Below are 13658 nucleotides of genomic sequence, written 5' to 3' on the forward strand. Positions count from 1 at the left end.
AGGCGATCCGAGGCAGGCGGTGGGTGCCAACTCATTCTCGACGTGTGGCGGTCAGGGCGGGAGGCAGTCATGAACGGTGTGTTGGACTGGTGGGTTGACGTGGTTCGGGCGCTGCGACTGGCGGTCAGGTTTCGCATGCTGATCGCCGGCGTGGTTAGCGCCGTCATGGTCGTCACCTTCCTGCATGTCCCGCCTGCAGCGGCCACAGCACCTGACACGTGGCGCCAGTCGGCTTTCGGGCTCGATAGGCGGACTCCTGCTGCTGGGCCGGCGAAGGGCAAGGCCTGGCCGGCGAAACGGGCCGCCAGTGCGGTGCTGCCGTCACCGGTGTGGCCAGAGCCAGGCATCGCTCGGGTGACGTTGCCCGACGGGGCACAGCGGGCCGTGGCCGCCGCGCGTGGCGTGCCGGCGGATGGGTTACCGCTGCGCGTCGCCCCTACCGCTGGAAGCGGTTCGTTGTCCGAGGTGAGTGTCGAGGTGCTCGACCGCGCGGTGACGGCGGCGTGGCGGGACGGCTTGCTGGTCCGGGTGACGCCAGTGACGCCTGTGGTCAACACGGCGGCGCAGGTGAGTCTGTCGGTTGACTACCGGGATTTCCGGTATGCGTTTGGCGGTAACTGGGCGTCGCGGCTGCGGCTGTGGCAGCTGCCACCATCGTGTACCGAGCCGGCACTTGGACGCGATGCATGTCGGGCAGCGCCGTTGCTGTCGGTGAACAACGCCGCCGAGGGTACCGTCACCGCTGAGGTGGCGGCCGCGCCGACGGGCACTCTCGTGGTGTTGGCGGCTGGGCCGTCCGGCCCGGAGGGAGATTTCACGGCTACTCCGTTGGCGCCGTCGGCTACGTGGTCGTCGGGCGGCTCGACCGGCGATTTCACCTGGTCCTATCCGATGCGTGTGCCGTCGTCGTTGGGTGGGCCGACGCCGAACCTGGCGTTGTCGTATTCGTCATCGAACACCGACGGACGCTCGAGCGCGGACAACAACCAGCCGTCCTGGGTGGGTGAGGGCTTCGAGTACTCCCCGGGATTCATCGAGCGCAGCTACGTGCCGTGTGTCGATGACATGACGGGCGGGAACAACAGCGAGCGGACCGGTGATCTGTGTTGGCGATCGTACAACGCCACAATGTCACTGAACGGGAACGGCACCGAGCTGGTGTTCCAGGAAGGAAAGGGCTGGCATCCCCGCAACGAGAACGGCGCGAAGATCGAAAAGCTGCCGGATGCCAACAACGGCGCCCAAGGTGGTGAGCACTGGAGGGTGACGACCACCGACGGTGTGCAGTACTACTTCGGCCTCAACAATCTGGCCGGCCAGTCGACCGCGACGAACTCGACCTGGACCGTGCCGGTCGCCGGTAACCACGACAACGAGCCGTGCCACAGCAGCAGCGGCGGATTCGACGACTCGTTCTGTGCCCAGGCGTGGCGGTGGAACCTTGACTACGTCATCGACCCGCACGGCAACACCACGTCCTACTGGTACGACACAGAAACGAACTTCTACGCAAGGAACCTGGGTGAGGGCGACAACGCCGCCTACATCCGGGGCGGGGCGTTGCAGCGGATCGACTACGGCACCTGGGACCGGACTCTCCCCAACGGGACACAAAGCCGTTCGGTCGCTCCCACCGCCCAGGTGATCTTCCAGCCGGGGAACCGGTGCGAGTCCAACTGCGACATTCACGACGCCACGCACTGGAAGGATGTGCCTTGGGATCAGGAATGCGCCAGCGCCACCGCCGCATGCGATGACAACTCCTCCCCGACGTTCTGGTCGACGAAGCGGTTGGCGAAGGTCACCAGCCAGGTGTTGGACACCACCAAGAGCACGCCGGCGTGGCAGCCCGTCGACTCGTGGACCCTCGACCACAGCTACCCGCCGGTCGGGGACGGCAGTGACTACGCCGGCATGTGGCTCAACTCAATCGTCCACACCGGTCTCGTCGTCGACAGTGACTCCACCGGGCCCACACCGGTGGATCCGGTGGCGATGCCGCCGGTGACGTTCGAGCCGACCTCGATGCCCAATCGGGTCCTGACGGCGAACAACACCAGCAACAACCGCAACCGGATCGGGAATATCGTCACCGAGACCGGCGCCAAGATTCAGATCACCTACCAGACCCGCGAGTGCGCTGAGGGAAACCTGCCCGCCGAGCCGCACACAAACACGAAGCTGTGTTACCCGCTCATCGGCCCGGACCCGGCAAACCCGACTGGCCCGGAAATTCGTGAGTGGTGGCACAAGTACGTCGTGGAAAAGGTGTCGGAGTCCGATCTGCGGGTGACGGTCGACGGCAACGAGTACACCGCCCCAGTCAAACACACCACCTACAGCTACGGCGGTAGTCCGGCGTGGCACTATGCTGACGACGACGGCCTGATCAAGCCGAGCCGTAAGACGTGGAACCAGTTCCGCGGCTACCGGACCGTGGAGGTTCGCGTCGGCGAGGCGCCAAGCCAGACCCTGACCCGGACCGTCTACCTGCGCGGTATGCATGGCGACCGCCTGTCCCCGTCCGGCGGCCTCCGCCAGGCGGACGTCCCGGCAAGCCTCGGCACGGAGACCGTGTACGACGAGGACCAGTTCGCCGGTATGGTCCGCGAGCAGATCGTCTTCAACGGTGTCAACAGCAAACCGGTATCCAAGACTGTCAACGTCCCGTGGCGCTCACCCGCCACCGCAACGCGAACGATCAACAGTGACACCGTCACCGCTCGGTTTACCAACACGACTATCACCTACACCGGGACCGCGCTTGGCGTGGACGGCCAGGCCGGATGGCGGACCACCCGCACCCAGTCCCGGTTCCATGACACCTACGGCACCCTTGATTGGGTCAGCGACGCGGGCGACACCGACAAGCCCGGCGACGAAAAGTGCACTACTCACACCTACAACCGCAACACCGGCAAGAACCTCACCGGGACGGTGAAGCAGAGCACCACCACCGCCCTCGCCTGCGGCACTAACCCGGCCAGTGCAGCCGACATCATCGCCGACATCCGCAACTACTACGACGGCGCCACCAGCCCCGACACCTCACCCACCACCGGCGCCGTCACCAAAATCGAACAACTCAAAGACTGGACAACCTCCACCGGCACGGTATGGCAGACCAACGCCCTCAGCAGTTACGACGTCTTCGGACGGATTCTGACCGCGACAGACGTTCGCGGTGTCACCACCACGACGGGCTATACCCCCGCCTCTGGCGGGCCGGTCACCAAGGTAACCACCAGTACCCCCGACCCGAACGGCGGCCTGGCCTGGAGCAGCAGCGTTGACATCCGCCCGTACTGGGGCTCGCCGATCAAGACCACTGACCCCAACGGACGCGTCAATGAGATCGTCTACGACCCACTCGGCCGCATCGCCAAGGTCTGGAAACTCGGCTGGAACCGGGCCGGCCGCGAGAACAGCCCCTCCACTGCGTTCACCTACCATTACGCGCCCGGACGGGACGCCTACCCGTACGTCGCCACGAAGACGCTGCACGCCGGAGGCAACTACCGTATCGTCTACGAGATCTTCGACGCGCTGCTGCGGCCGCGACAGACGCAGACCGACGCGGTCGGCGGCGGTCGGATCATCTCCGACACCCTCTACGACAAGGCCGGCCGGCGGGAGATGACCTACGCCCCCCACCACGAACCCGGCACTCCTGGCGGGGGCCTGTGGTGGAAGCCCGAGTGGCATGTGCCCGCAGTGACCAAGACCGTGTATGACGACGCCTCGCGACCGGTCGCCGAGATCCTCCTGACTTCCGGGAGCGACACCACCAACCTGGTCGAGAAGTGGCGGACCACGACCGTTCCCACCGGTGACACAACCCAGGTCACACCGCCGGACGGGGGCGTCCCGACCACCACCGTCACCGACGCCCAAGGGCGCACGATCGAACTACGCCAACACACCACCGACCAAGGTGTCGACGGGGACTACCAGACCACCAGCTACACATACAACCGTAAGGGCCAACTCGTCGCCATCGCCGACCCCAACGGCAACGAATGGACCTACGCCTTTGACGCAAAAGGCCGCCAGATTCAGGCCAACGACCCGGACAAGGGCCAAAGCACCTCCGAGTACAACGACCACGACGACCTGATCAAGACCACTGACGCCAACGGCGAGGTCCTCGCCTACAGTTACGACCAACTCGGCCGCAAGACCGGTATTTACGATGACACCATTACCCCGCTCAAGAAACGGGCCGAGTGGAAGTACGACAAGCTAGCCAGCGGACCGACCCTCCGCGGTCAGCTCACCGAGACGCTCCGCTACGAGCCGCCGGGCTCGACTGCCCCGTACAAAATGCAGGTACGCACGTTCAGTACCCGCTACAAACCCGCCGCCGTCGACTACGTCATCCCAGCACCCGAGGGCACCGGGCTCGCACGCACATGGACCTTCGTCCAGAACTACTCCGACTATGACGGCTCCCCGACGGAGATGACTTATCCCGTCGGCGGCGGACTGGCCACAGAGAAAGTCACCACTGTCTATGACGAGACCACCGGGCTGTCGCTGGGACTGACAACCGGGTCCTACGAGGCCACCTACGTCACGAACCAGCAGTACACGGCCTTTCGTGAGCCGCTACGCACCCGACGCCAAACGAGCAGTGCGGACCCCGTCGAAGACACCATCACCTATGATGAGGCGACCCGGCGAATCACCGGGATCGACGTCAGGTTCAATGGTGCCGACGGCCCGGTCTCCGACCGTAGGTACACCTACGACCCAGCCGGCAGCATCTCCTCGATCATCGAAAGCCCACACGGCGGCGCTGTCGACCGGCAATGCTTTCGCCACGACGGCCTCCGACGCCTCACCGCTGCGTGGACCCCGAAGACCGGCGTGAACTGTGAGACGGACCCCACCGTGCCCAACCTCGGCGGGCCAGCCCCGTACTGGCACGGGTGGACCTTCGACGAGGTTGGCAACCGCCTGACTGAAACCAGCCACACCAGCAGCGGGAACACCACCCGCACCTACACCGTGCCCACTGGCGGCAAGAATGTCGTCCGACCCCATGCCGTCACCACCGTGACCACCGAAAGCACCGGCCAACCCGCCGTCGTTACCAACTATGGATACGACGCGGCAGGAAACACCACCTGCCGGCCCGCCGGGGCCGCCGCCAACACCTGCCCGCCTGGTACCAACTCTCAACACCTGGCCTGGGACGCCGAAAACCGGCTAGCCAGCATCTCCGGCGATGCCGCCACCGCCGGCAGTAACATCTACGACGCCGACGGCAACCGCCTCCTCCGCCGCGACGCCAACGGCACCACCCTCTACCTCCCCGGCCAGGAAGTACGCCGCGAAGGCACCACCACCACCGCAACCCGCTACTACACCTTCGCCGGCAAGCTCATCGCCTCCCGCACCCCCACCGCACTGAACTGGATCTACACGGACCACCAGGGGACCCAATACACCGCCATCGACGCCGCCAGCGAGGCAGTCACCATCCGACGACAAACCCCCTACGGCAATCCCCGCGGTGGGGTACCGGTATGGCCGAATCAGAAGGGATTCGTCGGCGGCCAGATCGACCCCACCGGACTCACCCACCTCGGTGCCCGCGAATACGATCCCACCCTTGGCCGGTTCATCTCCGTCGACCCACTGCTCGTCGCCAACGACCCCCGTCAGTACAACGCCTACCAGTACGGGGGCAACAGCCCGATCGCGAACAGCGACCCCAGCGGACTCGGCCTGGTTTGTGGGGCCGGCGTCGGTTGCGCCGTAGGCAACGGAAGTTCAGACAGCGACGATGACAGCGAACCATCGCAACCAACCGGCACGGACGGACCTAACCTTGACGAAGTCCTGGACACTCCCGTCAAGGTGGACCGCGACCTGCTGAGGGGTATGGCGATTCGCGGATACGATGGCTCCGAAAAGTTCACCTGGCGTGAGATCTTGAAGTTCGCCGCCCAAAGCACTGACAACTGGATGTACGTATGCACCAATCTGACCGGAGTAGACTCACAGAGCTGTGAAGTCAATAACCCGGTGTTGCCCGAATCCGGCTTCTGGGAGGAAGCTGCGCTTATGGCGCTCATCGTCGGAGCCTTCGGGTGCGCCTACGCCGGACCAGCGTGCTTAACGGGCGCCGCAGCTGGAGCAGGCGAGTTTGCGGCCACCGGCAGTCTGCTCGGTGGGGCCGGCATCGGCGCCATGACCGGCCTCCCGGGGCTCGGCGGCAGAGTAGCCGGAGCCGCTGGTGATAGTGGTGCCTCCAATATCGCGAACGGCAAGAAACTTGCCGATGCGCTGCGCTTGGATTCGGCGAACTCGGTCTTTACAAAAGGCGGTGAGCTTACTGGACAGGCTCTTGATGAGTCTCATCTGATTATCCGTGGTACCGATCTCGGAAACCCGGGGCTCAGAGCACATCTCGTCCAAGACGGTAGTGACCTCGCCGACTGGGGAAAGTATACGACCAGGACGCATCAGAGCCCATACGGCGATTTTCAAGTCCACTTCTACTACAATCCGAAGACCGGCTCCGTGGCTTACGATTACGATTACAAGGTCGTCATGAATGCTAGGTAGATAAATGAAGGTCAGATATGCCGGTCTCTTTCCGCGTGGGCCGATTCAATTCCACGGAGTTGATTCACTTGATCCGGAACGTGAATACGTCGTCTTGGAGCTTTCGGTCCAGTCCGGGCACTTTGCCTACTTTCGAATCGAGGTAGTCCCTAACGAGGCGCCACCGCTGTTCGACATACGATTATTCGAAGTTCTGGACGCGGAAATCGCGCCTGGTTGGGTGGCTCGTCAGAATGACGGGGTGCTGACGCTGGGGCCGTCTTCCTGGGGGGTCAGCGGTTTCTGGGAGGCCTACCTTGATCGGCAGGATTGGGCGATCCGCGACTACCTGTATGAACGGAACAAGCTGATGGAGTGACGGTTTGCCCAATACTCGTTCTTTGTCGGGCTGTCAATTCTTGGAATCGTGGAGGGCTCCGTTAAGCGGCCTGGCCTCCAGGGCGCGGGTCTCTGATCGTTCGTAGTCGATGGGGGATCGCCAGTCGCAGACGGAGTGCCGGCGGCGCCGATTGCAGAAGTCGGTGATCCAGGTGGCGATCTTCAGGCGGCCTCGTTGCGGGTGCGGAAGTGGCGTCGGTGCTCGACCAGCAGCCGGGCGGCACCAGACGGTCCGATGCCGTCCGGGTCCATCAGCGTGGTCTTTGGTGGACGCCAGGAGCTCCTTCAGCTCCTTGTCGGCTCCCTTGGAACGCCGCTGGACGCGTTCGAGGTCACCGATCAGCTCCGTGGCGACCCGGCGCCGAACCTCGCCGACCGTGTCCCGGGGCCGGACCGTGGCCAGCAGTGCCTTGGCCTGTGCGGCGGAAAGGCTCTTCTTCGCCCCACCCGCATTGAGTTCGAGGAGCAGTTGGTGCAGTTGGGGCACCATCCGGGTGTGGTCCTCGCCGAGGGACCGGCGTCGGTCGACCAGGATCCGCAGCAAGGCGAGCTGCTCGTCGTTGACGACCGGGCGGAGTCCGGCCATCTGTCGGTTCCGCCTGAAAACTGACCATGTGGTTCCGGCTGAACCTGGACCACCTCCTGAAGCATCGGGAGGTGCTGAGCGTGGAGGACTGGGCGGAGATCCGGCGGCTGCGGCGGTCGGAGGGTATGGCGATCCAGGCCATCGCACGGCGGTTGAGGATGTCTCGCAACACCGTGAAGAAGGCCTTGGCTAGTGACGAGCCGCCGCGGTATCGGCGTGCGCCGAAGGGTTCGATCGTGGACGCGGTCGAACCACAGATCCGGGCGTTGTTGGCAGAGTTCCCGGAGATGCCCTCGACCGTGTTGATGGAGCGGGTCGGGTGGACCCGGGGCAAGACGGTGTTCTGCGACCGGGTGCAGCAGTTGCGGCCGTTGTTCCGCCGGCCGGATCCGTGCCAGCGGACGGACTACCTGCCGGGTGAGTTGGCGCAGTGTGATCTGTGGTTCCCACCGGCGGACGTGCCGTTGGGGTTCGGGCAGGCTGACCGGCCGCCGGTGTTGGTGATGGTGTCGGGGTATTCACGGTGGCTGTCGGCGGTGATGATCCCATCGCGGCAGTCACCGGACCTGCTGGTCGGACACTGGACCCTGATCTCCGGGTGGGGGCGGGCGCCGAAGGTGTTGGTGTGGGACAACGAGTCCGCGGTCGGGCAGTGGCGGGCCGGTCGGCCGCAGTTGACGGAGGCGATGAACGGCTTCCGTGGCACTCTCGGTATCAAGGTGATCCAGTGTCGGCCGGCGGATCCGGAGGCCAAGGGCCTGGTCGAACGCGCCAACGGCTATCTGGAGACGTCGTTCCTGCCCGGGCGCCGGTTCGGCTCACCTGCCGACTTCAACATCCAGCTGACCGACTGGCTGGTGCGGGCCAACCAGCGCCGGCATCGGGTGTTGGGCTGCCGGCCGGTCGACCGGTGGGACGCTGACCGGGCTGCGATGGTGGAGTTGCCGCCGGTGGCGCCGACAGTGGGTTGGCGGTCCGCGACACGCCTGCCCCGGGACTACTACGTCCGGTTGGACGCCAACGACTACTCGGTGCACCCGTCCGTCGTGGGACGTCGTGTCGAGGTCACCGCCGACTGCGAGCGGGTAGAGGTGTTCTGCGACGGCCGTTTGGTCGCCCACCACGACCGCTGCTGGGCACGACATCAGACGATCACCGACCCGCGGCATCGACAGGCCGCTGCTGTCGGCGTACGGGTTGGTGTCCCCAGGTAGGTACGGATGAACGCGGCCAGGTCACGGCGTGGCGATGGCCTGGTGGGGTGTCCGATGAGTAAGACTTCGCCCGGTATGAGCTGGGGCGGAGGGTGGCGATGGTTCTGCGGTCGGAGCGGTGGCTGGAGTTGCGCCGGTACCGCGCGCTGCACGAGGCGGGGCTGAGTCTGTCGCAGATCGCTCGGGAGACTGGGCTGGACCGCAGGACGGTGCGGAAGTACCTGGCCGGCGAGGCTGCGCCGGCGCCGCCTCAGCGGTCACCGCGTCGGGATGCCCGGACGTCGGTGTTGAGCCCGTTCGCGCACGTGATCGACGCGTGGTTGCGGGCGGAGTTACTGCTCAAGGGCACGGTCATCCACGAACGGCTCGTTGAGCAGTACGGGTTCGCCGGTAACTATCAGCGGGTGAAGCTGTATCTGCAGGAGGCTCGGCCGCGGATCGCTGCGGAGATGGGCATCGGCCCGGACGAGTTGGCCGGGTTGCACCGCCGGTTCGAGGTGGTGCCGGGTGCGCAGGCGCAGGTCGACTGGGGCGACGAGGGCGGGATTTTGGCTCACGTCGGGATCGCCAAGGTGTACTCGTTCCATATGGTGCTCTCGTATTCGCGGGACCCGTTCTGCTGCTTCACCACCAGTCAGGACCTGTCGGCGTTCTGGGAGTGTCACCGGCGGGCGTTCGCCCACTTCGGCGGGGTGCCGAAGTCGATCGTTTACGACTGGACGAAGACGGTCGTGCGCCGGCACGTCGCCCCCGGGCAGGCGGTGCCGCTGCACCCCGAGGCGGTCGCGTTCGCCGGGCACTACGACTTCGACATCGACGTCCTGGCCGCCTACCGACCCACCGGCAAGGGCCGGGTCGAACGGCAGGTCACGATCGTCCGCGATCACGTCCTCGCTGGCCGGGGCTTCTCGTCACTGGCCGATCTCGATACCGCGTTTCAAGCGTGGGTGCCGATGCGGCGGGCCCGAACCCACCGCACCCACGGTGAGGTCATCGGAGTTCGTGCGGTCCGCGATCATGGCGCACTACGTCCGTTGCCGGCTCGGCCGTATGCGGTCGCCGTCCGGCATCTGCGGCATGTTGGCAAAGACTGCCTGGTCGCCTATGACGCGAACCTCTACTCCGTTCCGGCCCGCCGGGTCCGTCACCGGCAGCTGGTCGAGGTCCGGGCCACCGCCGCGACCATCACCATCCACGCCACCATCCCGGACCCGCACGGCGAGACGCTGCTAGCCAGCCACCCTCGGGCGGTCGGACGCGGCGCCCGGATCGTCGACCCTGCACACTGGGACGGCCTGCCCGACGGACACACCCGATCGACCACCACCGGCGACACCCCACCCCCACGCACCCGCCCCGCACCTGGTGGCGGTCCGTTGCAGGCGTTGCTGAACCGGGCCGCCGCGGCCCAGGTCACCGTCGACCGCCGGCCCCTGTCGGTTTATGACCAGATCGCCGGCACCAGCCCCTTCACCACAACACGCAGCTACCCGAAGGGCACGACCTCGTGAGTGACCTCGTCGCCGACCGCATCCGGGCCACCGCCACCAGGCTCGGCCTGCCGCACCTGGCCCGCACCCTCGCCGACCTCACCGCCCGCGCCGACACCGAGGCCATGGGCAACCTCGACCTTCTCGACCTGGTCCTCGAAGAAGAGCAGGCCGTCCGCGACGAACGCCGCTTTCGCTCAGCACTGCGCCTGTCAAGACTGCCGCACCACAAGACCCTCGACGAATACGACTTCGCGTTCCAACCCGAACTGGACCCGCGCAAGATCCGGGACCTGGCCACCCTCGCGTTCGTGCAGGCCAAAGCCAACCTCGCCCTCCTCGGCCCGCCCGGCGTCGGCAAGACCCACATCGCCGTCGCCCTGGCCGTCGCCGCCTGCCGAGCCGGGTTCACCGTCTACTTCACCAGCCTCGACGACATGGTCCGCCACCTCACCGCCGCCGACACCATCGGACGCCTCGCCCGCAAACTGCACACCTACCTACGACCCAACGTCCTCGTGATCGACGAGGTCGGCTACCAACCCCTCGAACGCGCCCAAGCCAACCTCGTCTTCCAGGTCATCTCCAAGCGCTATGAAAAGGGCTCGACCCTGCTCACCTCAAACAAGAGCTTCGGCGAATGGGGCCAAGTCTTCGGCGACGAAGTCCTCGCCACCGCCATCCTCGACCGCCTCCTGCACCACTGCGACGTCGTCGCCATCAACGGACCCAGCTACCGACTCAAGAACCGCCTCACCGCCATCGACGGCCAAGCCAACGTCGCCTGAACCCAGCCAGGATCCCCTCATGCTTGTCGAGGACGAGTGTCCCGGATCTTGGAGAAGACCACCGCGTCAGCGCGACGGCCCGCGAAAGCCAGGAAGCTGCGCAGCACACCCTCCTGCTCGAAGCCGGCAGCGGTGAGAACCCGCCGTGACGCCTCGTTTTCCGGCTCCACCCACGCCTCCACCCGCGCGATGCCCGCGACGTCGATCGCCCACGAAGACGCCAGCCTCGCCGCACGCGTGGCGATCCCTCGCCCCCGCGCCGATGGGATAAGCCAGTAACCAAGACCAGCCACACCCGGCTGCGGCCGCAGCATGAGCACGGCCGAACCGATCGCCTGACCAGTCACCGCATCAGCAATCGCAAGCGAGACACCCTCACCGCTGTCGGCTCGACTCCACTGCCGACGGATAAACGCTTGTCCTGCATCGACCGAGAACACTCCCGGAACCGTCGTGGCCTCGACAATTCGGGGATCATGGGCCGCGGCTCGAACACAGTCCAGATCATCTTCCCGCCAGGAACGAAGACAAACCGTCCCATCAGTAAGATCAACAGCAGGATAGGCCAACGACACCGGACCAAGCTACGTCACAGGCCACCTCGGGCAGTCCCCCGCCGACGCTGTCACCCCCAGCCGTTGACCTCACCGGACGGACTGGCCGCGTTCATCCGTACCTACCTGGGTACACCAACTCGTACGCCGACAGCTGCGGACCTGCGGGCCGCCGCCCGAGGGCAGCAACCGGCGACGGTCGACGCCCAGGTGCAACAACGGGCACTGGCCAACTACGACCGTATGTTCGGCTTGGACGAGGTGACCGCCTGATGGCCGCCAAGACCAGCCGGAACGTGGCCTCCGAGATCGCGTTCCTCGCCCGCGCGTTGAAAGCACCATCCCTGGCCGCCTCGGTCGAACGTCTGGCCGAGCGGGCCCGGACGGAGTTGTGGACGTTCGAGGAGTTCCTCGCCGCCTGTCTGCAACGCGAGGTCGCCGCCCGGGAGGCACACGGCGGCGAAGGCCGCATCCGCACCGCACGGTTCCCAGGCCGCAAGAGCCTGGAGGAGTTCGATTTCGACCACCAACGCTCGCTGAACGGGAGACGATCGCGCACCTGGGCACCCTCGACTTCGTAGCGTCGAAGGAGAACGTGGTGTTCCTCGGCCCACCCGGCACCGGCAAGACTCACCTGTCCATCGGCCTGGGTATCCGGGCCTGCCAGGCCGGGCACCGGGTCGCGTTCGCCACCGCCGCTGGGTGGGTGCCCCGCCTCGCCGAGGCCCACCACGCCGGACGCCTTCAGGACGAGCTGGTCAAACTCGGCCGGATCCCGCTGCTGATCGTCGACGAGGTCGGCTACATCCCGTTCGAAGCCGAAGCCGCGAACCTGTTCTTCCAACTCGTCTCCAACCGCTACGAACGCGCCAGCCTGATCGTCACCAGCAACAAACCCTTCGGCCGCTGGGGCGAGGTCTTCGGCGACGACGTCGTCGCCGCAGCCATGATCGACCGCCTCGTCCACCACGCCGAAGTCATCTCAATGAAGGGAGACAGCTACCGACTCAAAGACCGCGACCTCGGCCGCGTCCCAGCGGCCACCAAGACCAACGACTGAAACACGAGACCGAGGTGGTCCCGTTTCAGCCGGACGGCAGTGCTCAGGATTGGGGCGGCGTTGACACCATCTGGGTGCCGACCCGGCGCGATGGAGTGCGCGTCGGTGGGCCTCGGTCTTGCGGCCCTGCCCGGTGGCGAACACCCGCGCCCTCGCTCAAAGCCTGGATGGGCCACGGATCCTACCGCAGTGAAACAAGCAGCCGATGAGCGGATGTGCAGGCGGCTGGCGTCATTCGTTTGGGCGGGGCCACAGAAGACTCGATAGATGAACTGAGAAGTCTGTGGCCAGCCGCGGTGATGTGAGCGGCCAAGACGGTGTGTCCCGGTTCCTCGGACCAGAGCCCAAGACGTGGGCATCGACCTGACCGTCGGGCCCGGAAAGGCCTCACACAACCTTCGATTCGGGGAGTTGTTGGAACGTCTGCGATGGAAGGCGGGCATGACCCGCGCGGATGCGGCGGCCAAGCTCGGGCTCTCCTCCGAGTACCTCCGCCTGATCGAAGTAGGCAAGCGCACCCCTGCCCTCGGGCAAATGCCGAACTTTATGGATGCGTACGGTGCGAACGCCGCGGTCGAACGGGTCCTGCCTGGTGGTGACCAGCCGGACTTGATCGTCATCGACCCACTCAACGGTGAGCCGGTCCTCGTCGAGTTCATAAGCCGGATCCGCGAAGCGCGGCGCATCGCACTCGGCGCCCCTCCGGACGAGGCGGAGGGGCAGGAGGACCCAGACCCACCGAAGCGGCGGGCTCATAGCCGGCCATCGGCTAGTCGTGCGGTAGAGCTCGGTGTCGTGGTCTCTCTGCTTAGCAAGCCGACGACAGCACGCTCCGCAAGATCCGCGAGACGCTTGAGGAAGAACTCGGCCATCCCGGTCGAGCAAGCAGTCTCTGAGCGCCTGCTCCGAAGTGGCGGTTTCTAGCCGATCCGTGGAGCCGACCGCGTATCCCTTGAGCTGGTCAAGCGCCCCAGGTGGCGATGGTGGTGCGGTTCGCATGGTGCACGCTCGG

8 protein-coding genes and 2 pseudogenes are annotated in these 13658 nt (G+C 65.9%); 8 read left to right on the forward strand and 2 right to left on the reverse strand.

Annotation, left to right across the window (positions count from 1 at the left end):
* Nucleotides 1-69: 69 nt before the first annotated feature.
* Nucleotides 70-6576 carry an RHS repeat domain-containing protein gene (locus tag C6W10_RS27805; RefSeq protein ID WP_107261879.1) on the forward strand — a complete coding sequence of 2169 codons (6507 nt, stop codon included), beginning with the start codon at nt 70-72 and terminating at the stop codon, nt 6574-6576.
* 4 nt (nt 6577-6580) lie between these two features.
* A complete protein-coding gene (locus C6W10_RS27810; RefSeq protein ID WP_159104775.1) occupies nt 6581-6934 on the forward strand; it encodes a hypothetical protein in 354 nt (117 codons plus the stop codon).
* A gap of 33 nt (nt 6935-6967) precedes the next feature.
* Here the strand turns inward: C6W10_RS27810 and C6W10_RS27815 are convergent, their stop codons facing one another.
* A complete protein-coding gene (locus C6W10_RS27815; RefSeq protein WP_234361459.1) occupies nt 6968-7540 on the reverse strand; it encodes a hypothetical protein in 573 nt (190 codons plus the stop codon).
* A 71-nt stretch (nt 7541-7611) separates the two neighbouring features.
* Here C6W10_RS27815 and istA (C6W10_RS27820) point away from each other — a divergent pair.
* The 3 genes and pseudogenes from istA (C6W10_RS27820) to istB (C6W10_RS27830) form a co-directional block, all read left to right on the forward strand.
* Nucleotides 7612-8751, forward strand: a pseudogene (gene istA, locus C6W10_RS27820) (IS21 family transposase); the annotation flags it as partial.
* Between the two features lie 101 nt (nt 8752-8852).
* The gene (gene istA, locus C6W10_RS27825; protein WP_107264345.1) at nt 8853-10265 is read left to right on the forward strand and encodes an IS21 family transposase; all 1413 of its coding nucleotides are present in this window, start codon (nt 8853-8855) and stop codon (nt 10263-10265) included.
* On the forward strand, nt 10262-11032 hold the full coding sequence (gene istB, locus C6W10_RS27830) for an IS21-like element helper ATPase IstB (RefSeq protein WP_107261883.1): 771 nt from the start codon (nt 10262-10264) through the stop codon (nt 11030-11032). Before istA (C6W10_RS27825) ends, istB (C6W10_RS27830) begins: the two co-directional genes overlap by 4 nt.
* Before the next feature lie 17 nt (nt 11033-11049).
* Here the strand turns inward: istB (C6W10_RS27830) and C6W10_RS27835 are convergent, their stop codons facing one another.
* The gene (locus C6W10_RS27835; RefSeq protein WP_107261885.1) at nt 11050-11607 is read right to left on the reverse strand and encodes a GNAT family N-acetyltransferase; all 558 of its coding nucleotides are present in this window, start codon (nt 11605-11607) and stop codon (nt 11050-11052) included.
* A gap of 63 nt (nt 11608-11670) precedes the next feature.
* Between C6W10_RS27835 and C6W10_RS27840 the strand changes: the two genes are divergently transcribed.
* The 3 genes and pseudogenes from C6W10_RS27840 (at nt 11671) to C6W10_RS27850 (ending at nt 13570) form a co-directional block, all read left to right on the forward strand.
* Nucleotides 11671-11859 carry a hypothetical protein gene (locus C6W10_RS27840; protein ID WP_107261887.1) on the forward strand — a complete coding sequence of 63 codons (189 nt, stop codon included), beginning with the start codon at nt 11671-11673 and terminating at the stop codon, nt 11857-11859.
* Nucleotides 11859-12646: pseudogene (istB, locus tag C6W10_RS27845) on the forward strand (IS21-like element helper ATPase IstB). The gene C6W10_RS27840 and the pseudogene istB (C6W10_RS27845) overlap by 1 nt, the downstream one beginning before the upstream one ends.
* A gap of 351 nt (nt 12647-12997) precedes the next feature.
* A complete protein-coding gene (locus C6W10_RS27850) occupies nt 12998-13570 on the forward strand; it encodes a helix-turn-helix transcriptional regulator (RefSeq protein WP_107261889.1) in 573 nt (190 codons plus the stop codon).
* The last annotated feature ends 88 nt before the right edge of the window (nt 13571-13658 follow it).

Origin of the sequence: Plantactinospora sp. BB1, assembly GCF_003030385.1 — a bacterium.
In the GTDB taxonomy this organism is placed as follows: domain Bacteria; phylum Actinomycetota; class Actinomycetes; order Mycobacteriales; family Micromonosporaceae; genus Plantactinospora.

Coding starts and splice junctions, on each gene's coding strand:
- C6W10_RS27805 (WP_107261879.1), top strand. CDS start 70: ATGAACGGTGTGTTGGACTGGTGGGTTGACGTGGTTCGGGCGCTGCGA.
- C6W10_RS27810 (WP_159104775.1), top strand. CDS start 6,581: ATGAAGGTCAGATATGCCGGTCTCTTTCCGCGTGGGCCGATTCAATTC.
- C6W10_RS27815 (WP_234361459.1), bottom strand. CDS start 7,540: ATGGCCGGACTCCGCCCGGTCGTCAACGACGAGCAGCTCGCCTTGCTG.
- istA (WP_107264345.1), top strand. CDS start 8,853: ATGGTTCTGCGGTCGGAGCGGTGGCTGGAGTTGCGCCGGTACCGCGCG.